Source organism: Micromonospora sp. NPDC048909 (genome assembly GCF_040649635.1).
Lineage (GTDB): Bacteria > Actinomycetota > Actinomycetes > Mycobacteriales > Micromonosporaceae > Micromonospora.
The window spans coordinates 250,461-273,068 of the sequence record NZ_JBEZFU010000007.1 but is presented as its reverse complement, the minus strand read 5'-3'; the positions used below and the strand labels follow the sequence as shown (position 1 = coordinate 273,068).

Annotated in this window: 9 protein-coding genes and 2 pseudogenes; 7 read left to right on the top strand and 4 right to left on the bottom strand. The window is 66.4% G+C overall.

The annotated features are described in order from the left end of the window. The first annotated feature begins 1 nt into the window (after position 1). From AB0C04_RS21085 to AB0C04_RS21070, 4 genes are all read left to right on the top strand, one after another. Positions 2-4,102: a protein kinase gene (locus AB0C04_RS21085; protein WP_357057111.1), complete on the top strand. Its 4,101-nt coding sequence runs from the start codon at positions 2-4 to the stop codon at positions 4,100-4,102. Next, positions 4,102-5,706, top strand: coding sequence for a hypothetical protein (locus AB0C04_RS21080; protein ID WP_357057109.1), 1,605 nt, complete (start codon positions 4,102-4,104; stop codon positions 5,704-5,706). The genes AB0C04_RS21085 and AB0C04_RS21080 overlap by 1 nt, the downstream gene beginning before the upstream one ends. Next, positions 5,703-11,174, top strand: a complete 5,472-nt coding sequence (locus tag AB0C04_RS21075) for a hypothetical protein (RefSeq protein WP_357057107.1) — start codon at positions 5,703-5,705, stop codon at positions 11,172-11,174. Before AB0C04_RS21080 ends, AB0C04_RS21075 begins: the two co-directional genes overlap by 4 nt. 412 nt (positions 11,175-11,586) lie before the next feature. Beyond that, positions 11,587-13,527, top strand: coding sequence for a hypothetical protein (locus tag AB0C04_RS21070; protein ID WP_357057105.1), 1,941 nt, complete (start codon positions 11,587-11,589; stop codon positions 13,525-13,527). A 292-nt stretch (positions 13,528-13,819) separates the two neighbouring features. Here AB0C04_RS21070 and AB0C04_RS21065 read toward each other — a convergent pair. The 4 genes and pseudogenes from AB0C04_RS21065 to AB0C04_RS21050 all read right to left on the bottom strand — a co-directional run bounded on the left by AB0C04_RS21065 (position 13,820) and on the right by AB0C04_RS21050 (position 18,765). Continuing rightward, positions 13,820-16,092: pseudogene (locus AB0C04_RS21065) on the bottom strand (DUF262 domain-containing protein). Between the two features lie 242 nt (positions 16,093-16,334). Next, entirely contained in the window at positions 16,335-16,655 is a 321-nt protein-coding gene (locus AB0C04_RS21060; protein ID WP_357057103.1) for a hypothetical protein, read from the bottom strand. 35 nt (positions 16,656-16,690) lie between these two features. After that, positions 16,691-16,828 (bottom strand): annotated as a pseudogene (locus AB0C04_RS21055) (transposase); the annotation flags it as partial. 806 nt (positions 16,829-17,634) lie between these two features. Beyond that, positions 17,635-18,765, bottom strand: coding sequence for a DUF4236 domain-containing protein (locus AB0C04_RS21050; RefSeq protein ID WP_357057101.1), 1,131 nt, complete (start codon positions 18,763-18,765; stop codon positions 17,635-17,637). 335 nt (positions 18,766-19,100) lie between these two features. Here AB0C04_RS21050 and AB0C04_RS21045 point away from each other — a divergent pair, with 335 nt between their 5' ends. The 3 genes from AB0C04_RS21045 (at position 19,101) to AB0C04_RS21035 (ending at position 22,387) form a co-directional block, all read left to right on the top strand. Continuing rightward, positions 19,101-19,868 (top strand): G5 domain-containing protein, encoded by a 768-nt coding sequence (locus tag AB0C04_RS21045; protein ID WP_357057099.1) that lies wholly within the window; start codon positions 19,101-19,103, stop codon positions 19,866-19,868. 420 nt (positions 19,869-20,288) lie between these two features. Then, positions 20,289-21,317: an ATP-dependent DNA ligase gene (locus AB0C04_RS21040; protein ID WP_357057097.1), complete on the top strand. Its 1,029-nt coding sequence runs from the start codon at positions 20,289-20,291 to the stop codon at positions 21,315-21,317. A gap of 569 nt (positions 21,318-21,886) precedes the next feature. Beyond that, a complete protein-coding gene (locus AB0C04_RS21035; RefSeq protein WP_357057095.1) occupies positions 21,887-22,387 on the top strand; it encodes a hypothetical protein in 501 nt (166 codons plus the stop codon). Positions 22,388-22,608 lie beyond the last annotated feature (221 nt).

Here is a 22,608-nt window from a genome sequence, read left to right as displayed (position 1 = left end):
CATGGCGGAGATCGTCGACGGGGGTCCTCCGGCCAACGATGCGGAACGCTTGGTCCTCAAGCACCTGGCCGAGCACGGTCCCGCCGACTGGGTCATTCTGCACAACGTCGAGGTCCCGGTGCGTGGGGACTGCTACGAGATCGACCTGGTCGTGATCAATGGTCGGGGCGTCTGCCTGGTCGACGTCAAGGGGACCCGGGGGCGTATCGATGTCGCCGGGACCCGGTGGTATCCGGCGAGGCGGGCGCCGTTCTACTCGCCGGTGCGTAAGTTGCGCGGGCACACCCGGGCGGTCAAGAGCCTGCTGACCAGTCATCAGCCCGGGCTGTCGCGGGTATATGTCGACCAGTTGGTGGTGCTGCCCTGGCCGGACGCCCGGCTGGTCGACCCGAACGACCGTGAGGACGCCGATGCGCTGCACGTAACCGATCTGGATGGGCTGATTCCGGCGCTGGGGGATGTCTCCCGGGTCCGCTCCGGGATGCTGCGTGACGTCCGGCAGCATCGAAACGCCATCCTCACGGCGCTGCGTCGCAAGGTACGCCAACCAACCGGTCCCAAAAAGTTTGGCGACTGGGTGGTGCGCGAGCGGCTCGGCGGGGACGACGAGGTCACCGAGTACCGGGCGCGGAACGCGATGGCTGGCACGTCCGAGACGGTTCTGCTGCGGGTATACCGCGCGGACCCGTTCCTGCCGGAGCTCGAACGCGCCACTCAGCGGCACATGATCGCCAACGCGTACGAGGTGCTGGCAAAGTTGCCGCCGAGCCCGTTCATCGTCGGGCGGCGGACCTTCTTCGCAATCGAGGACGAGAGCCAGTTCGTGCTGGTTCTCGACGACACCCGTGGCCAGGCGTTGACCGTGCACCTGACAGATCCGCGGCAGGCGTTGGGCGCCGACGCGAAGCTGCGGGTCTTCGGTGACCTCCTGCGCGGGTTGGCGCACGCGCACGCCTACGGGGTGCTGCACCGGGCGTTGACGCCGGCCGCCGTACTCGTCTCGGACGTCAACGGCCGGGCGCTGCTCACTGGGTTCGACTACGCCCGTCCCGAGGGGCCGCGGGATTACACGGTGGCCGGCCGGCTCGTCGAGGTGCTTGACCCGGTGTACGTGGCGCCGGAGTGTCAGGGGCACGCCCCGGCGATGAGCCAGGCATCGGACGTCTATGCGGCAGGTGTGGTCGGCTTCCAGCTGCTGACCGGTGAGGTGCCGTTCGCGTCGTCGGCCGAGCAGTTCCAGAAGGGCAGCGAGCTGCCGTCGGCGGTGTTGGCCGCCGCTGGTGTCGGTACGGCTCTGCAGGCGCTGCTGCGGCGGATGTGTGCCCGGGCGCCGTCCGGGCGGCCGTCGGCTACTCAGGCGTTGCGGGAGCTGCAGCGCCTGGCCCGCACCGGTGCCGTCGGCTCCGAGGACAGCGGGCCCAAGCCGAAGCCGACGGTCGGCGTCGACTACGCGAGCCTGCCTGCCGGCTACCAGCTGACCCCCAAGTACCAGGTCCGGGACAAGCTCGGGTCGGGGCACTTCGGCACGGTCTACCGGGTGTATGACAATCTGGCCGATGAGGATCGGGTCGTTAAGATTGTCCACAAAGGCTCTGACTCGGTAGTCGAGCGGCTGAAGCGGGAGTTCCAGCTCCTGCTCAACCTGCCACGGCACCGCTGTGTCGTTGAGGTACGCGACGCTGACTATCTCGATTTGGGCCGGGTGCCCTATCTGGTGTTCGAGTTCATTGACGGCCGCGACGCGAAGGTGCTGGTGGCCGAGCGGGCGTTGGGGCCGGCCGACGTCGTACGGTTCGGTATCGACGTCGCCGAGGGACTCGTCCACTTGCATGGTGAAGGGATCTCGCACTGCGACATCAAGCCCGCAAACCTGCTGCGGACGGATGCTGGCTGCAAGATCCTGGACTTCAACGTGGCGACCAGGGCAGACGACAGCCTGTCCCAGGTGGGCGGGACTCCGCAGTACGCCCCGCCCGACTTCGCCAGCGGCCCGCTGACCCGGGCGGATCTGGCTGACCGGGACCTGTACGGGCTTGGGCTGACGCTCTACGAGTTGCTTACCGGGGGGTGGCCCTTCCAGGGCAAGCACCAGGCCACGGGTGAGAGGGCGGCCGATCCGCGGACCTACACCGGCCTGGGAAGTCTGTCCGATGGGCTGGTGGATGTCGTGCTGCGGGCCGTCGCGCCGTTCCGAAGCGAGCGATATGCCGACGCGGCCGAGTTCCTGGCCGCCCTGCGGTCGATCAGTGGCCGGGTCCACCAAGCGGTGGATGTCCCAGCAGAGTTGGCGGTGCCGGCCCCGGCAGCGCAGGCCGATCGCAACCTGTTCGTCGAGCACCTGCGGTCGCTCTATAGCCAGAGTGCAGGCAGCAACGCTGGTACCCGCAGCGGTAGCACGGGCGGCACCGGCGAGCGGATCGACCTCTATGTGGCGACGGCGCTCGACGCGAAGCTGACGCCGGCGGTCCTCGCAGGGCGGTACCGGTTGGTCATCATCACGGGCAATGCTGGCGACGGGAAGACGGCCTACCTTGACCGGCTGCTGCACGCCGCTCGCGCCGACGGCCCGCGCGCGCCGGTATATCGCGACAATGGCGCGGACTTCCAGTTGCTGGATGGGCGCTGGCTGCGAACCAACCACGACGGCAGCCAGGACGAGGGCGACCGGGCCAACGACGATGTCCTGCTGGACTTCTTCGCCCCGTTCGCCGGGGCCAAGCCGACCGGTGACCCGCAGGAGACCAGGCTGATCGCGATCAACGAGGGCCGGCTGGTCGACTTCGTAAGCACCCACGAGCAGCGGTTCCCGACGCTTGCCAAGCGGGTCCGGACCGGGCTGGCCGGCACCGCCGAGGACGGCCCGATCGCGGTGATCAACCTCAACCGGCGAAGCTTGCTGACCGAGGTGGACGACCTCGATGCACCGGTCTTCGACCGCCTGCTGGCGCGGATGACCGATCCCCGCCGCTGGGAGGACTGCGCGGGATGCTCGCTCGCGGCGACCTGCTACGCCCGGCACAACGCCCAGACACTCGCCAACGACGGGGTCGGACCGAAGATCGTGACGCGGCTACGGACGATGTTCACCATGACAGCGCTACGGGGCGTGCAGCACCTGACCATGCGGGACATCGGATCGGCGCTGGCCTACCTGCTGACCAGTGGACGCAGCTGCGAAGAGATCCACCAGCTGTACGCCGACGACGACAGCGCTTCGGTCCTCGACGGGTTCTATTTCAACAGCTGGGCCGGGCCGGCCGGCGGCCGTGACCGGCTGCTGTCCCTACTGTCGCAGGTGGACGTCGCGGCCGTCGCTGACCCGGCACTCGACCGACGGCTGGACTACGTCGGCCCCGACGCCGGCCGGGCACTCATGGTCGTCGACCAGCGTGGCGACTACGACCTGCAGCTACTCGCCGGGCTATTCGCGCGGCTGCCGCGTGGCGGTGCCGGCACTGCCGCCGACGCTGACCTGCACCGCCGCTACCTGGCTGCGGCCCGCCGCCGGTTCTACTTCGAATGCGTCGACGAGGAGCGCTCGGCCGTGATGCTGCCCTACCGGTCGGCTCGGGCATTTATGGATCTGCTTGCCTCCCCCGACCGGGTGCCTCGTTACTTGACCACGCTCATCGCTGGGATCAACCGCGGGGAAGGGTTGCCAGGCGCGGCGGTCCCCGATGGAGCGCTGGCGCTGCAGGTCAGGGCAGTGCCGGGCGGCACAATCCGCAGCTACCGGTTGTTTCCCGCCAGCAGCCTCCGGCTTTGGCCCGCTGGCGACGCCGCCTCGACGTACCTGGAGGGCGGGTACCAGGAGTTGGTGCTCAGCCACCGGGGGGTCGCCGGTCACGAGGCGCAGCTGCGGATCCGGCTGGACCTATTCGAGCTGCTGTCGCGGCTCGGCGACGGGTACCTGCCCAGCGCCGCCGAGCAGCAGGGCCTGTACTTAGGATTGAGCATCTTCAAGCACGAGCTGTCGGCAACGCCGTACCGGGAATTGCTGCTCACCGTGACGGGCAGGGACGTGCACCGGATCCACATCGCCGACGGCGGTGTGTTGGTGATGGATGGCGGCGTGACGGTCACGGACGGCGGGGAGGCGTGATGGGGCTGCACCGCGACGACCGTGAGTTCCGCCATCCCGGGGTGAGCTTCCTCGACTACAAGCAGCTCGACATGGATCGAGTGCTGACCGGGCTGCTGCCGCGGCTGTGGTGGCGGGGTTCGTCGAGCGTCGTGATCGGCTCGCCCAACGACGTACCGGTCGGTGAGTACGCGGCCACCATCCTGGAGAGCACGGCCTGGTTCCAGGGGTTCGATCCGGAGATCACCCACCGCTGGGTCGAAACATGCCTGCTTGACCTGATCAACCGGGGCAGGCAGGGGCAGGCGGTCGCCGGGCTGCGCCCCCTGCACGGCTTCGCCTACAGGTATCGGGTGGCCAAGCGTTCCCGCCCGTACGGCGCGGACGAGCAGCTTTATTGGATGATCTACCACGAGCCGGGCGGGCGGGGACCACGAATCCTGGGCAGCCTCAAGCAGTTCTTCTTCGCCGGCATCGACGCCCGCACAGGGACGCCCACGCCGACGGCCGGTAACGGGGTCGACGTGGAGACTCAGGCGCTGATCAACCTTTCCCAGGTAATCCACCGCAAGGTCACTGACCGGGAGGCCAAGGCGGCCCAGGGGTATCCGCCGATGGACCCGGAATCGGCGCGGCTGCTTGTCGACGACGTGATCCGGCTGCTGTACCACCAGGAGCTCATCCCGCGGTCGGTGCTCGTCGACCACCTGAAGATCCTGTTCGCGTTCCACCTCGCCCGCTACCACCTGAGGCTGATGCGGCTGCTGCCGGTGCGGATCGCCGGTGGGGCCGCCGCCGACCCGCCGTGCGGATTCTTCCTCGACGTTGCCGGGGTGCCCGGCACTCCGCCGGCCGCCCTGGCCGAACGCAGCGCGCGGCACTGGTACGCGCGGATGCCCGAGTTCATCCAGGCCACCTTCACGGTCAAGAAACTCGACGACCTAGCCTCGCACCTGGTGAAGATCGGCAAGCTGCACCGGCCACCCACAGGCGTGTTCGCGGTGCCCGAGCTACTGCGCCTGATCGGCCCGTCTTACCGGGCCGACCGAGACCGGTTTGCCGAGTCCCGGCTGCCGAGGGTCCTCGAAGCGCTCCAGGAACCTGGACAGGATCTGGATCCGGCGATCGCCGATCTACTCGACCTGGGCCTGGACCCGTTCACCACCTACATCGAGATCATCGCAAGTTGTCGGGTGGCGTTCCACCGCAAGTACCTCACCGGTTGCCTGGACGCGCTACTCCTGAAGAACCGCCCAGGGGCAATGATCGCCCAGCCGCGGCGCGGCGAACGCCGGTTCGTTCTCGACAGCCGCCTGCTGGAGGTCCTTCTGCAGCTGGCGTTGCTGCGCCCGGACGCCGCTGGCGGGCTACACACCGAGCCCATCCGGGTCGACGAGTTCCTCGCCCTGCTCCGCGAACGTTATGGCCTGTACATAGACCAGCTGCCGCCCGGTGACGGGTTCAGCGTGACCAACCTTGCTGACCAGTCCGCGCTGCGTGCTAATCGGGAAGCGTTCGTCGCGAAGCTGCGCCAGATCGGCTTCTACAACGATCTTTCCGACGCGTACCTCACCCAGACCATCACGCCCCGGTACCGCCTCACCTCGGCTGGAACATCGCGATGAGTACAAGCACAGGGCTGCGGGAGATCACCGACGCGGACTTCGACGAGGCCCTGGAACGGATTCTCGTGCCCCGGTTGTCCGGCCTGATCTCGGGCCGCGGGCCGGGCCACTGTGCCCGGATCACCGACATCCCAGCCCCGCTGGCCGAGCGCCTGTGCCGGCGGCTGCGCGACGCCTCGGGCAGCCGCGCCCAGATCCACGTCCTCGGCCAGCCGCCAGTGGTGGCCGAGGACGTGGCCGTGACGAGTACCAAGCTGGTAGAGCTGCGCAACCCGGACGCCCAGGGCCGGCAGCGTCCGGTCCTGCTGGTGTTCATCCTGCCGGGCGTGCAGGTCAGTGCCGAGGACTCCTTCGACGTGGCCACCTTCGAAGACGTTGCTCTTGGTTCCGTCTACCCGGAGCTCGTCGAGCGGCTGCTTGCCAGCGTGCCGGTCGAGCTGCGCCACGACATCGACGAGGTGTTCGCCGTCCTCGACGACGGCACGGCCGTGGGGCGGCCGGGCGTCGGCGCAGCAAGGCCGGCCGGGGCTGCCGAGCGGGCACGGTACCTGCTGACCGTGACCGCCAACGACCACGACCGGCAGGCGGCCGGCGCGGCGTTGTTCGAGCTCGGTCTGGTCCCCGACTTCGAAGTCTTCACCGATCCGGCCAACCTCCGAAACAAGGTAGAGCGCAACGCCAGCCGGGTCCGCACCCTGAGCACACCGGACCGCTCGGTTCGGCAACGAGTGCTCGCCCTGCGGCTAACCGACCGGGCCTTCCGAGCAAGGCTTGCGGACTTCCTCGTCCATACTGGCCTAGAGGATCCAAGGACGTGGACTCGACGAATCGTCGTTGACCACGCGAACTGGCCGCTGGCCTTCCACCGCTGGCCCCTGCCCGACGAGCAGCCCGCACCCACCGTCACGATTGAAGTCGGCGAACTGAATTTGCCGCTGGCCGGCAGCAGCCAGGAGCACGCCAAACACCCGGTGCTCGACAACATCACCGGGCAGCCGTACCTCCTCGCCGGCCCAACCGGACCAGCACAGCTCCCCGTTGCCTTCCGGGTCGAACCCGACCCGCGAGGGGTCACCGGCCTGGCCAGGTTCGCCGTGCGTCTGGTCTCGGAGGATGCCGGACCGACCGGCATTCAGTCCACCGTCAAGGTCTCCACCGCGGCCCGGGACCCGTACAAGGCCGTCCTGAAGAAGCTCCGGGCCGCTCACCTGGAACCCGGCTGGCACTACCTGCACGTCCAGGCGCTCGACGCGGCCGGCGTCCCACTGCCCACCGCCACCGACCAGGGCCGCGCGCCGATTAGCACCGCACCAGGCAGCACGGCGTCAATCGGCCACCCGCCCGAGGAGAGCGACCGCTTCTACGTCGTCGCCGACGGCGACCTCGATGAGCCTCCGCCGCACCAGCGGGTGAGCAGGGGGCACGGCGTCACCCAGGTGCTGAGACAGCTGCAGTTCGCCGCCCTCGCTGAGGGGCGCGACTGGCGCGCGATCACCTGCCGTTCGGCAGCCTGGAAGGACCCGGACCGCACGACGGTGGCGGCGGGGTTCGGCGCGCGAGGCAGCACCGACATCGTGCTCGGCCCGGTCCTTGGCACCCTGGAGCGGGAAATCCTGGCCGCACCACGACAGCTGCGCCCCTGGCGGATCAGGGTGGCGGCCGGCACCCAGCCGCAGCTCGATCCCCCCATGGCACACGACACCGATTCAGCGGGTGGCCAGCTGACCGACGCAGACGAGCCGACCAGCGTGCTTCTGCAGGCACGTGCCGCGGTGTTCCAAGCCATAAGCGGCACCGACGGCATGGTTCTGGCCGGCCGGGACCTGTCCGAGCTCCGCGAGCCGATCATCGCCTACGCCCAGGCGTACGCCACCGCCCTCACCTCGTATCTGCGCCGCGTGGAGCAGCCGGCCGTCGGGCCCGGACTGCTGCGTGACCTCGCCGGGCTACTGCGTATCGACACCGTGACGGTCGACCACCGTGACGCCGGCGGTGCCCACCGCGAGCTCATCCTGGTCGCCCCCACCCATCCGGTCCGGATGCTATGGCTGCTGACCTGGGCCGAGCTGGGTCGCAAGTGGCTGGACGACGCGACCGCCGCCTCCGCCAACACGATCGCCGCCGCCGGCCACACGCTCCTAGGACTCGACCCGAACGGGTTTCCCTTGACCGTGGTGACCGATGACGGGCGGCTGACTATGGCTGCCGCAAATCTCACCCCGTACTGGGGCGTCTGCCTGCCTTCCGAGACCCAGGACCCGCAGACAGTCCTCATGGACCTAGCCACAGCGCTAAAGGTCGCCGGTGGGCCCGCGGCGGGAAGCGCGGTGTCAGCTACCGCACTGGCCGACCGGCTCGAACGGTACCTGCGCATGCACCCGTACGTCCGCACGCTGGTGGTATGCGTGATCAACCCGGGCCGCGGCGAAACCCTCGCCGACACTCTGGTCGAACTCGAACGCCGACCGGCGATGCGGCACCTCACCTACGACCTGCGTCTGTTCACCACCGACCCGCAAGCTCTCGACGTCGGCGAAGCGCTCGCCGAGCTCCTGCGCGGGACCTGGAGCGCCACAGCCGAGGCGGAAGCCTTCTGCACGCCGAGCCACAGCACACCGATGCCGAAACTGTCGGTCGCTGTCCGACCACTCGACGAGTACCGTTCCGCCACGAGCAAGCACAGCGCCCACGTGACCTTCCTGTTCGATGCATTCGCTGGCGAGCAGTTCGACGTGGGCGACGACCTCGATCCCGTCCCCGTCCCCGTCCCGGTCCACGGCCTCGTCCAGCCGATGAATCTGAAGTTCAACGACACCGGCACGGTGGTGGCCTGGCACAAGCAGCCCCGTCATGGCAGAGCGCGCGAACTGCCCGACGCCGAGGAATGCTCGGACCTGCTCGCCGCACTACCGGCAACCATCGCCGCAGCCACCGCCACCGTAACCACCGGAGAACCCGGACTGGGACGGGTTCCCCGGATCACCCTTAGCCTTGACGCCGATGACACCGCTCTGCTGCACCAGGCCCACCGGTATAGCGACTGGGTCATCACCATCGACCGCACTCTCGGCGTCGAGTACTTCGATAGCCCCGGCAGCACCCGCCGGACCAGCTACGTCATCGACTACGCACCAGACGGCGACGCCGGACTCAGCCATCACATCGTCGTCAGCTCTCGATCGATCGACGAGCTGCGCGCCATGCTCACCCCGATGGTCGACCAACACGGCGTGCAAATCGGCCGGCGTCACGCCGGTACGTTCTTCGACCAGCTACGGCTCCTGTCCGGACGGCTCGCCTTCAAGATCGCATCGGCCGCGCCTAACCAGCGCACCGAAGTCTTAGGTCTCGCCATGGCGCGGCTGTACCTGGACTACCAGGGCGCCCTGCAGGATCAGATCCTGGTCCCGCTCGACGCGCACCTAGAGCTCTACCGCGAGGCCCGCCGCCGCGCCGACGAGGTCGCCGAAAGCGTGACCCTGCGCCGTACTGACCTTGCTCTTTTCAGCCTCGACGCACGTCGGCGTACGATCACCTGCCGCCTCGTCGAAGTCAAATGCCACACCGCCTTGACCACCATTACCGACCTGCAACACCTAAGAGACACCATCGTCGAGCAGCTCGACCGCAGCGCAAACGTCCTCGCCGACAGCTTCGACCCCCACCGACACCAGCCCGACCGCCCCGACCGCCCAGTCCGCAACACGGAGCTGGCCGCACTGCTGCGCCACTACCTTGGGCGGGCAGTACGGCACGGGATCATGAATCTCGAAGCCGCAACCGAGGCGCACTGGCTGCTCGACCACCTCGACTGGACCTACCGCCTCGACTTCACCCGGACCGGTCTGATCTTCGACCTCTCCGGCTCGGGAACCAGCGTCGACTCCGAAGCGGGCGTCGAGTTCCACCGAATCGGCCGAGACATCGTCGAAGACCTCCTCGGGGCGATCGAGACCGATCCCGTGCTCGCGGCCCGCGGGTCCGCTGACAGCCAGACCTCGCCGACGATCACCCGCCGCGATCTTGCCGTCCCACGGCTCGCCGAGGCGGCGTTTCAGTCGCCCGCTAGGTCACATGAGGTCCCAGGCTACGAGCCTGCGCAATCTGACCAATCCCTGGCTGCCAAAGACGATGTCGTCGACGATCAGCCCGCCTACGACGGCAGCACCGGTGGTACTGCCGAGTCGGCGGTGCGTGAACCGAATGAGCCGCAACACCCAAGTCGACCGGCCGAGCAACCGGCCCTCCGAGGGGGCGAGCAGAACCCGGCCGTGATTCCGGACATCGTCGTGGGCGCAAACCGTCAGTCGCCGCAGTACGGCGTCCTCGGTGAAATCTCAGGTAAGCGGATCGCGCTCGACCTCAACGAGACCCATACCATCAGCCTCTTCGGGGTCCAAGGTGGCGGGAAGAGCTACACCCTCGGCTCCATCATCGAGGCCGTGTCACTACCCCTTCCGCCTCTCAACCAGCTGCCCAGGCCGCTGGCCACCATTGTGTTCCACTACAGTCCGACGCTCGACTACCCGCCCGAGTTCGCCAGCATGGTGGCGCCCAACGACGACGCTGAGCAGGTCGCGCGACTCCGCGAGCACTACGGGGCCGAACCAGCGGCGCTGACCGACGTGGTCATGCTGGTGCCGGCCGACCAGGTCGAGCAGCGACGCAAGGAGTACCCGGCCATCGAGGTTCGCCCACTCAGGTTCGGGTCGGGTGAACTGCGCGCCAGCCACTGGCGTTTCCTCATGGGGGCTGTCGGCAACCAGTCGACCTACATCCGTCAACTCGGCCGCATCATGCGTGCCAACCGCAGTGCGCTCTCACTCGATGCGCTCCGCACCGGCATCGACCAGTCCACGCTGTCCGACCAAATCAAGCAGCTCGCCCACCAGCGCCTTGACCTCGCCGCCGACTACATCGACGACAACACTTGCATCCAGGACCTGATCCGTCCCGGCCGGCTTGTCATTGTCGACCTGCGGGACGAACTCATCGAGAAGGACGAGGCACTCGGCCTGTTCGTCGTGCTCATGGAGCTGTTCGCGGAGGCCACGAGCGCAGGTGAGCGTTTCAACAAGCTCGTCGTCTTCGACGAGGCGCACAAGTACATCGAAAGCCCCGATCTCGTATCTGGCCTCATCGAAAGCGTCCGCGAGATGCGCCACAAAGGCATGAGCATCCTTGTCGCGAGCCAGGACCCACCCTCCGTCCCGATCCCGCTCATTGAGCTGTCTAACCACGTGATCCTGCACCGGTTTACTTCACCGGCCTGGCTCAAGCACCTGCAGAAGGCCAACGCCGCGCTAGCCGACCTGACACCGGCGAAACTGGCCGCGCTCGGGGTCGGTGAGGCGTACCTGTGGTCGAACAAGTCCACCGATCCCGCCCTGACTCGCACCGCAGTCAAGATCTCGCTGCGCCCACGGGTGACCCGGCACGGCGGCGGCACGCGAACGGCAGTCGAATGAGCCATCGGAGCTGCCTGGCGCAAACTGGGCAACGCTCGTTGCCCTTCAAGAGAGGAGAGGTAAGTGACTTCAGATAAGGTTGATCTCTCGAACAACTGCCCAGGTACCGGGCGGCAAGGAAGGATTGAGTATCAACAAGGCGGAGACGATTGGTACGTCAAGTGTCCCGTTTGTGGAATGACCTGGGCGGGTGGTAATCACACCGTAGAGCCACACGAGGACTGGCGTGCGCGATAGCCGCGCGATGTGCTAGCGCAGTCACCGGTCTGCCGTCGGACGGCCGGTTCGGCTATCGCCAGCGACCCGGCCCGGCTGGCAGGGTGTAGCGGCGTGACCGGGGACAGCGGCGCGTGCCCCGGCCGTCGACCCACCGCTTTTCGAAGTTAGCCCTTTTTGGCTGAGAGGGAATTAGGTGACCGTGACCGCACTTGATAATCCCCTCGCGATTCAGATATTCGGTGAAGTTCCAGGTATCCTTTCATATTTCTCGGACAATCGGCCAGTTCTTGATCTTCTGCAAAACCACGGGCTTGATCGCATAGGTCTTGAATCAATTGAATCTGATCTGAAAATTGCGCTTATGCGCCCCTCCTTCGTGCACGAGCAAGCCCTTGAGCTCCCAGGAATGACCAGTGGTTTACTGCAGGCCCTGGCCGCCCTCGGTCGAGCCTTTGTTCGGCGGGAAGCCGCAGTTCATGCACTGCTGACCCTAAAAGTCAGTAACCAGGCTGACTTGCATAACCGCGTGAGTGAAATGCTCAGCAGTATTCCGCAGCTCACTTCGAAAATTTCGTGGATTCGCAAGTCGTCGTTAGTGGCAAGATCCGAAGATCGGGAAAGCTTCTCGCCTGCGGTCTGCGCCGAAATTTACCATCAACTCTTGGGTTTTCTATGCGTTGCCGGACAAGCCCCCGTTGCTGCAAGCCTCGCTCGCTCTCTATTCGGGGCTAGCAGTACCATCGTCCCTGCGGAAGTCGTCGACGGGACTATACTTGGTAAGCGGTCCCATAGAACCCCTCGAGAGCATCTGGATGTGGTAAGCCAGGTGATGCGTCTGTTCAAATTGTCTGAGCGTGCATCCATCTTGGTGTCGTCTGCGTTGACTCATAGGTCTTGGACGTACGGCATGAACCAAGCGTCTAGATCGGCTTCTCCAAATTCGAGTCCAGTGCTAGCTGCTTTTGGATCCGCCGTACTCTCCTACGAGTACGCGTTATCTGCTGTGACTCAGGCTTGTCGACAGCCTCCTGCCGCTTTCAGGTTTCAAGACCTGACACAGACCCACTTCGCGAAATCATTTGAACTTGCGAAGCTTGAGCCCGGAGTGCTGCTGTCGCCGAGCGAAGAGCGGCTTGGTATGCGAGAGAAGATGGCCGCCGAATTTTTTAAGGCGGTGGTTGGTGCTGTCTACTTGGCAAAGGACTGCCCAAATACGCTCGTTGCCGACTGGCCCGCCGAGTGGGCGTCGATTTTAAGGTACATCGCACCCGGTGTTCTTCGGGCACTTAGTCCTATCGACGCGTTGACTAAGACGCTTAAGACGACCCAGATTGAGATCGAGGCATGGCGGGTTGAGGTCCAAGGTCCGAAGCATGCGGAGCAATTCCGGGCTTACTTAACGATTAATAGCCCCGCTCTCGGAAAGTCCTGCATAATTGACGGCCCGTTAACTTCCGGGCGTGACGTCCTCGCTAAGAGTAGCGCAGCAAAAATTGTGCTCGATGCTCTGGTCGCCGACTACGAGGATTTTGCTGCGGGCGCCGCATCCCCCCTCGCTAGCTTCATCCACGACCACTTCCGCACACTAACCGAGGAATATGGGAACCGCCTCACCGATGATCGCAGCGCAGGCACCAGCGATTCTGGTCGCCGTTGTTATCGATATGTTGCTGTAGAGGCCTACATCCCAACCGGAGCGCGGTATTCTGAATCTGGTAGTCGCGTAGTGGTTCGTCCAGAAGCAGGGTTGGTCAGCCGATACCTTGACTGGCTTGTTGGATCAGGTAGGCGGCTCGTTCCTCGTCACCGCATATCGGTGCCTGGCGCTAAGGGCTATCTCTTCACCGATATTTTTGATGCCCTTACCTTCGAGCTCGTGGAGGCAAAATCTTCTGCGCGTCGTGATTCCGTGCGGTTGGCTATAGGTCAATTGCTCGACTATGCGAGATTTGTGAGTTACCGCAGGCTTGCTGTCCTGCTGCCATCCCGGCCTGAGGACGACTTATGTAACCTGTTAATCTCTCTCGGTATCTCCTGCATTTATGAGGCTGGGCCAGGCGAATTTTGCCGAATCGACGCCGATGCGGGTAGCAATGGCCTATATCCTTACGGTTCCGAGCCGCCTGCGCGCTGACCCGTATCGGACCGCTGCTGTGACGCCGGCGCTGCACTACGGGTTGTCGGGTCGGTGGAGATAAGGAATCCGGCGAACTTGCTGCGCAAAGCGATCCGGCACGTGGACCCACCTGCGCTGCGGAAAGCTGTCCGGGATCTTGGCGTCGTGAGCGGAGCCCGGATTTGAGTGAAGCTGGATGCGCGAGTTGGCACCAGAACCAGGTTGGAGCATCCATTGACCGCGCCGGTGGACGCTCCACCGCTCGGTTAGGACGAGGTAGTCCAGGTCATTGAGCGCAGGCGAGCTTGCCCTATCCCCAGTGCTCCTCCTGGTACTTGACGAGGTCGTCGCCGTGAAGCTGTTTGGTCGCGTTGCCGACGCGCACCCAGAAATCCGACGCGTCGGCGCCGCCCTTGGCCGGTTTGGCGAAGATGGGCCGGCCGGACGCCGCAACGCTGACCTGGCAGATCATCTTTCCTTCGACCTGGGGGAACCGGATGCGCACGGTGGGGGCGGTAGAGGCGGACAGGTTGTGGTCGAGCAACTGCCGAAGGAACAGCTCGTAGCCGTCGGCGTTCTGCTTTGTGCCGAGCGTGGTGAAGTCGCTCTCGATGCCCAGCACCTTGCCGTCGTCCTCGACGCCGATGAGCAGGACGCCGCCCTCGGCGTTGAGGAAGCCGCACACCGCTTTGACGAGGATCTGCCCGAGTTTCGGGTCGTGCTGCTGGGTGTGGACGTTCCATCGGCCGCTGGACTTGAACTCCGTTGTCTGCGACTCGCCCGCCGCGATCAGATCCTCCGCGGTCGTCGGCACGTACCTCTTGCGCTCGCCGGCGAGCGTGTTGAAGGCGTCCCGGACGACCCGTGCGATGAGTTGGCGGCGGCGCTCAAGGAAGGTTGGGTAGTCCAGTTGCTCCCAGCCAACCGGAAGCGCGTGCCAGCGGAACTGCCGGGCGAGGGTCTCCGGGTCGATCGTCTCCGCGATGCGGGGCAGATAGTCGCGCGGGGCGTCGGCGTTGGTGCGCTCGGCTGGTGGCCAGTCGACGTACGCCATGTTCGCAATCGCGTTGGTTTGTCGGGTGCCGGAGATGCCAAGGGATTCGAGGTGCCTGCGATGGAACAGCCGGTCGCGTTCGATGGAGCGGGGCGCGGCACCCGAGGGATCCAGTAGGTCCTTCACGCGCAGGTTGCTGAAGAGCACTTCGGCATCGAGGATGTTTAGCGCGGCGAGGTAGGCAAAGAGCGCGGGGAGCGCGATGAGGACGTGTCGAGCCGGTTCGGCAGCGAGATGTCCCAGTAGTCACCGGTGAAGTTCGCGGCGACGATGCGGTCCAGTTCGGCGACGAAGGCAGTACCGTCACCAGCGGAAAGGCCCGCGATCCGACCGAGATCCGACTCGAGCTGAGACTCCGGCGAGCCGGTATAACGACCGGTGGTGTGCGCCATGAAGAACCACCGCCCGATGACCGGGCGTAGGGCTGGCACTTCGAGGCCGAAGTCGTGTCGGCCGATGAGCCAGAGTGTGTAGCTGAACAGTAGGGCGTTGTCGGACGTGATCATCTTTCGGCTGCGGAAGCCGGCGGTGGCCAGGCACTTGAGGAACTCGTGCCAGCTGGTCAGGTCGAGCGCCTTCTCCTGTGCTGCGGCCAGCCGCTCGAACTGTTGCTGACGGCGCTCCGCGCTGACCCGGCCAGTCTCGAGGTCCTTGCCGCGCAGGATGTTGTAGACGTGCTGCAGGCGGGCGCGCCGGAAGGCGACCGCAACGGCGACCCGCAACAGCTGGTCCGGACTCGGGTCCAGGAACGGGTTTCGGGGGCTTGGCCCGGTCACCGTGGGGTCGACGGCGGCGCGGCTGAAGTCCTCGAGTTGCCGTCGGCCCTTTTCCGCGTGAACGGACATGAGGGTGAGGATGAAGTCCGACTGGTTGAGCTGGACGCCCTCAGAGTTGATCCTGACGAAGATCTCGGCCACCTGCTCCTCGTCGGCGGCCGCCCCCAGCTCGACCACCTGGAACCGGAAGTCACGTAGGTCGCGGACGCGGTCGATGCGCTCTTCAAGCTCATCCTTTGCGGCGTCCGGCATGTCCTCGGCGGTCACCTGGCCCAGCCGGTCAAAGAACTGGCGCACCGTGGTCTTGTAGCCGCTCGACCACAACGCGGTGATGTCCGGGATGAAGTGTGCATCTCGCTCGATGGCCGCGTCGGCCACCTCGAAGGTCTGGTCATCGGGACGGAAGGCGATCCGGATGCGGCGCTGCTCGAACGACTTGGTCAATACCGGTCGACCGGTGAGCACGGCGAACAGAGAGGTCAGGCGCTGCTGACCGTCGACGATGAGCAACTGCGGCGACCGGCTGGCGGACTCCATGCCGATCTGGCGGGTGCCGACCTCCGCGCCCGTCTCCCAGAACATCAACGTGCCGATGGGGTAGCCGCGGTACATCGAGTCGAACAGGTCCCGCGTCTTAGCGGCTGACCAGACGAACGGGCGCTGGATGTCCGGGAGGCCGATGCGCCCGACCTTGATGTCCTCGATCAGGTGATTCAGGGAATACCCGGTATCGCGATACAGAGTGGGCGGCACGGCCGGTGCTCCTTGGGCGGACTGTCTCAGGTGGACGTGAGGTACGTCGCGGTGGTCACTACTTCTACCACGCGTCATCCAGCATCGAGGTCCCTGAACCCTCCGAGGACCGATAACCGGGTACCCAACTGTCGCGGCACCCCCGCCGGGGTTTCGTCGTCGGCCGCCACACGTGAGTTTGGGATCTCTCGCCGGGATGGCAGTCGTCTTCTCAGGCCGTGTCAGTAACTTCTCGCTCGATGTCAGTGCGTGTCGCAGGTGCTGGGTAGATTGATCGCCGCGAGCGCTGGATGGCCCGAAGGAGAATGATGACTGCGTCCGACGAGCAGCCCTGGGTGCCAGTCGACAACGACCCGAACACCATCTTCTTGCTCAACCCCCAGGGCACAAGGCACCTGTCGTTCGACCAGCGCACTGGCACCTGGTGGCGGTTGTGGCAGCACCGCCCTGCGGAGCACCTGGGCGCTGATGGCGCGGTGATGCTGCGGCCAAGCGACATCGACAAGATCATCCAGCTGAGCATCATCTGGATCGCGCGGAATCCCCAGCATCAGGGTGTTCACCGGCTCGCCGACCAGTTGGCGGGATCGTTGACCCGTATCGCATCCAACAACGCCAACAGCTGGGGGTTGTCGCCGGCCTGGCCCGGGGTGAGCAGGATCGACAACGGCTGTCCACGACCGTCGACGGCGAGGTGAATCTTCGTACTCAGTCCGCCGCGGGATCGGCCGATGGCCTCACCATCTTGCGCACCAGGCGTCGCCGGACTTGCTGGGGAGCCCCCCTTTTTCGGGCGCCAGCGGCATGCTGGTGCGCCCGCACGATCGACGAGTCGACGCTGATTGTCCACTGCACCGGTGTGCCATCGACAGGTCCGGACGGAATCGGACCGCGCTCCCTTTATGCATGGTCCCTGACCATCCACGAGCACGAATCTAGGGCCAGACCTGCGGGGACGCTGCCGGACAGGGCTGGTGTGAGCCGGACGCCGCCAGACTTCGTGACTTCTCTTCAAGATCATCTGACTGCAGATCAGATGCTCCAGGTTGGCCGATCTGGGGATGCTCCGCCCGTATCGCTCCGGTCGTCCCGGGCTGCACCGCTTCAACGCCCTGACCACGACCGTGTCGTGGGTGGCGAGGTCTCCATGAGCTGGGGGCGATCAGGCGTGGGGTGCGAGGTGAGGGTCCGTCGATAGACCCTCATTGATCTTGCTGATGTGTACGCCGTGTGCTCTCTAGCGGAGGTTACCCCGGGTCAATCCGTGTCATTTCAGGTCAACCGGAGTCAAACGATCGTGGTCGCAGACCCGTGCAGTGTGATCGACGTGTGGTCGTCGGTCGGGCGTTTCACCGGGTCAACCCAGGTCAACGCGGGTCACTCCCTGCCAACGCGGGTCAACCCGCAGGTCGTCACACTGACCACTCGCGCCCTCGTAGCTCAGGGGATAGAGCAACGGTTTCCTAAACTGATGTCGCTCGCAGGCCCGAACTCCGCCGGGGCCGAGCTCGGACCCATAATTGGCCTTATGTGAGGCCTGAGCTACTGCAGTAGATCGGCGAGGTCGACCGCACTGATGAGTTCGGCGAGCGCCGGCTCGGCGGCGAGGTTGAGCGGTTGCAGCTCTCCGGTGCGTGGTCGGGGGTCCAGGAGCAACTCGCTGTTGGTGTCGTTGATGATCGCGAGTGCGTCGGCCGTCTCCCACCGCACGCCGTGCAGTGGCTGCCGGTCGAGCTTGACCGCCAATAGGCAGGACACCCGGGGTTGGCCGTAGCTGTCCACTCCGTCGTGTCGCAGGACGGCAACTCGTGCGGAGCCGATGGCGGGCGCGACGGCGAAGGCTTCGCGGATGGTGACCAGGACCTGTCCGCAGATGAACTGCTTGTAGTAGTCAGCGCGGTCCCGTTGGGGCAGCTTCCGCAACGACAGGTTGCCGGCCTGGGTGGTGGTGGGCATGCGCTCGGGCACGACCTGGTCGATGGTGGGCACGAGCACCACGAGCGATATTTCCTTGCCGTTGACTCCGACGGCCGCGCTCGGCGCTTCGTTGTCCTCGAACGCCTCCTCGAGGGTCTCTAGGACCACTTCAGGGACGTTGGTGCATAGCTGCTGCCAGCGTTGGTCCAGGTGCTGTTGCCAGGCTGCCTGCTGTTCGAGTCGGGTGGCCCACTGCCGCTGCATCTCTGCTTCGGTCCACTGCGCTGCTTTCTGTTTGGCGGTGGCTCGTTTGCTGCGCTCGAAGATGCCGATACCGGCGAGGGCGTGCTGCTCGTAGTGCTTGTAGATGGTGGCTTTGTCCGGCGGGGCGGGTTGCGGCGCGATCGGGCGGGTCGCGGTGGGGAAGTCGACGCGGTGTAGCTGCAGGATGCGCAGGAAGGCCTGGGCCAGACGTTGAGCTTCCTCGGCCCGTTGGGCCTGTGCTACTTGACGCTGTTGCGCGGCGAGCTGCCGTTGGTAGGCGGCCGGCGACGGGGTTCTGCTGCGGGAAGGGCTCGTTCGGCGGGTGGTGCCACCGAGGGAGGAGTAGAAGCTGACCGGACCAATGCCGCTGGAGATGCCAGTGCGTCCACCGCCAATGTGCACCCGAGCTGCCCGCGGGCCGACGCTCGTACGGATGCCACGTGAGGAGGCCCGGATACGCACGCCCGGCGCCAGCTTGATCGAGAACCCCATCAGTTGACCGTAGGCCTGTGGCGCGGGATCCTGCTCAGCCCGACATCCCGTGCCGAACCGCGCGATGGCCAGCGGATCTGGCCGGACGCCCGACGCCTCCTGGCCAGGCGGGCGGGGCCACCACTACTTGCTGGCAGCCCGGTCCGTCCGTCGATGGAGCTGCCCTCCACCGTGCTTCCAGTGCGGTGGTGCGATCAGTGGCTGATTGGGCAGGTCGGCTTTAGATGGCTGGTCGGACCAGACGGGAGAACGGGTGACCGACGGTCGGTAGGCCTGTACGGATCGTGCCCGTCCGGCCAGTGACGCTTGTCGACGCGGGTTAGCACACTCCGAGGGTGACGTACCAGCCTCCGCAGGACCCCTGGCAGGAACCGGCGCCCCCGCCCCCGCCCCCTCCGCCTCACCAGCCGCCGGCCGCCTACGGCGCTGTTCCGCCCTATCCGACAGCGCAGTTTCCCGTAGCAGCGGGGAGCGCGAATCAGCAGCTCCAGCTGGCGAGGCCGCGCAGCAAGACGAAGCTTGCGCTGCTGGCCGGGGCCGTGCTCCTGCTTCTGTGCTGCGGAGGCGTCACCGTCGCGGCGATCGTGTCGCCGCCCAACCCGGACAGCAAGAACGCGGCTGGGACAAGCCCTAGCCCCACGGGCGAAGGCAGTTCGGTCGCCGCGGCGGCCGACGACATCGCTGCCACTGAGCCGTCGACCGCCGTGCCGCCGACCAGCGTGGTGGCGACGCCGAGTGCCGCCGCTGCGCCGGACGTGCAGACCCGCACGGTCACCCAAACCCAGAAGATCGACTACAAGACGAAGACGATCAACGACGCGTCGCTGCCCAAGGGCACCAAGAAGATCACCACCCGCGGGGTGCCCGGGGTTCGTACCCTCACCTACGAAGTCACGATCACCGACGGCGTGCAGACGGCCAAGAAGCTGACACGCTCGGAAGTCACCAAGGCGCCTGTGACCCAGGTCGTGAGGATCGGCACCAAGCGAGCCCCAGCTGCGACCCGAACTACAGCGGCGTCTGCGTGCCCATCGCCAGTGACGTCGACTGCGCCGGCGGCAGCGGTGACGGTCCTGCCTACGTCGATGGGCCTCTTCGGGTAGTGGGCCGTGATATCTACGATCTCGACCGCGACGGTGACGGCATCGCCTGCGATAAGTAACACCGTTTCCGCGGCCACCTAGTTAACGCCCAGCTCGGGGGGTAGTGCCGGCCGAGCGCGGACCACGCTGCCGCGAGCACTGGTTGCGGCAGGTGTCGGCGCCACGTCACCGCGGCTACCTTGACCCAGCTCTGTCCGAGCAGATAGCGCTGTGTCACGCGCCAGGCCAACACGAAGCCGTAGTCGTAGGGTGCCAGGGCGACACCGGCGCTCTACCGGCCGCATTCGTTGTCGCGGATCTTCGCCCCTGCCGGGTGGCTTCTCCCTCACGCTGGCGTGGGGGGCATGAGATGAGGAGCGTTCACGGCCGGCGCGGGCGGTGAGCCCCGCCCGGCGCCGGGCAGAACCGGCGGCTGAGCGGGTGCTGCGGTGGCCGGTCGCGCCGATGCTCGCCGCGCCGGTCGACGAGGTGCCCGAGGGCCCCGACGTGGTGCACGAGCCGAAGTGGGACGGGTGGCGCGCGATCGCCTTCCGTGACAGTGACGGGGTGTACCTCCAGTCCCGGGCCGGCCGGAACTTGAGCACCTACTTCCCGGACATCACACGGGCGATCCGAGAGAGCATCCCGGCTGGGGCGGTCCTCGACGGAGAGCTGGTGGTGTGGGAGCGCGGTAGGACGAACTTCGCGCAGCTTCAGCGGCGGGTGACCGCCGGTCGCGCGTTGCTGCGCCTGGCCCGCGATTCCCCCGCTCACCTGGTGGCGTTCGACCTGTTGGCGGATGCCGGCGGCGAGGTCACCCTGGAGCTGCCGCTGTCGCAGCGGCGGGCCCGGCTGGGCCGGCTGCTCGCCGGCGCGCCGACGCAGCTCACCTTGACTCCCCAGACGGCCGACATGCGGCAGGTGTCGGAGTGGCTGACGCACTGGACCGTCGCGGCGGGCATCGAGGGGGTGGTGAGTAAGCGGCTGAGCGGCCGTTACGAGCCCGGCCGAAGGGGCTGGTGGAAGTACCGGACCCAGATCACCACCGAGGCGATCGCCGGCGGAGTCACCGGCAATCTCCGCAGCCCCGACACGGTGCTGCTCGGCCGGTTCGATCGCCGAGGAAAGCTGCGGTACACGGGCCGCACGCACCCGCTGAATGCAGGCCAGCGGGAGGAACTCGGCACGATGCTGTCCCCGCTGCGAGCTGCCCGGCGCCGGGGTGCGCCTGCGGCGCACCCGTGGCCGCAGCCGCTGCCCCCAGCCTGGTCAGGGCAGCTCGACCGGCCGGAGCCGCTGCCGTACGTGCAGGTGGAGCCGACGGTGGTCGTCGAGATTGAGGCGGACGTTGCGTTCGAGCACCAGCGATGGAGGCACCGGGTGCGGTACGCCCGGCTAAGGCCCGACATGCCGGTGTACGACGTGCCGCTGCTGCTCGGCGAGGAAGAGGGCTACTTCGGCGAAACCTAGCGCGGCGGATCGCCGACCGGACCGCTCGGGTGAGCAACGGTCTGCCAAACGAAGGGGCGATCTGGGGATCACGTGCCCTCGGGAAACCGCTGCGGCCGTCGCCCACTGGTATGCACGGGAACCCGATCTGCATCCAGCGGAGATCGCCGCGCGAATCGGCCGGTCCGAACGCACCCGTACGCGGACACTCGCGGCCGCCCACAGATGCTTCCACGCGAGTCGTCAAAGGCTCGCACCCTCGCCACGACACCGACACCGACACCGACACCCTACGCCGTGGCCCCCATTTCCGCCGCCTCGTCGGCACCCCGAGCTAAAGATTAACTGCCAGGCTTCGGCTGTCCGGCCTTGCGGCCACCAGTCCCGTCGCATTTCGTTTCCTTCTGTCACCCGTACGGCCGCTAGTCCCTGCTCTGGTGCTGTTTTAGATTGCTGTCCTCATGCCCAGCTCAAGAGGTGGGAAGGGCATCGACATCAGAGGGACTGAAATGGCACAGCCTTCCACCCCGCCCGTACCGCCGCCGCCCAACCAACCGCCGCCGGATAACCAACCCGTCGAAGTTGCGGCTGTGGCCGTGCCCGCCGCCGCACGACCCGTCCGGGAATGGATCGTGGTGGGCGCCGGCATTGCCGCCGTCGTCGGCTCGTTCCTGCCTTGGGCCAAGGTCAGTGCGCCAATTTTGGGCACGGTCACCGTGTCTGGCGTGGACGGATCGGACGGTTGGATCACGGCCGGCCTCGGGCTTCTGCTGGTTCTCTACGGAGGCCTGAGCCTGCGTGGTCAGAAGACGCCCGTCCCCCAGCCGGTCCTCGCCGTCCTCGCCGTCCTCGGCGCCATCGGGCTGCTCGGTGTGGGTGTGTGGAAGGTCGTGGACCTACAGGCAACTGAAACGAGCATGCGGGAGCAATTGTCGGGCGAGGACGACGTCCTCGGTTTCGGGAAGGCGATGAGCGCGGCCACACAGGTCAGTGTCGGCACCGGACTCTGGTTGCTCACGTTCGCTGGACTCGTGGGATCCATCGCCATGGTCCTCACCCTGATCAGTCGGTATCGCCGTAGCGACAGCTAAGTGACCTGGGTGTGACCTCGCGAGCGAATGCGCGTTCACTTGTGCGACACGGCCCCGGGCCGGAGCAATAGCCCCGGCACGGGGCCGCCTCTTGTTGAAGCTGCGGCGGGGTTGTCACGGCTGTGCTTCCAACCCCGAGGCGGCCTTATTGGCGGCTCGCCCACCGAGCCACCATCGCGTGGGCGTCGGCCGACACGCACCGTTACGCAACCAACTGACCC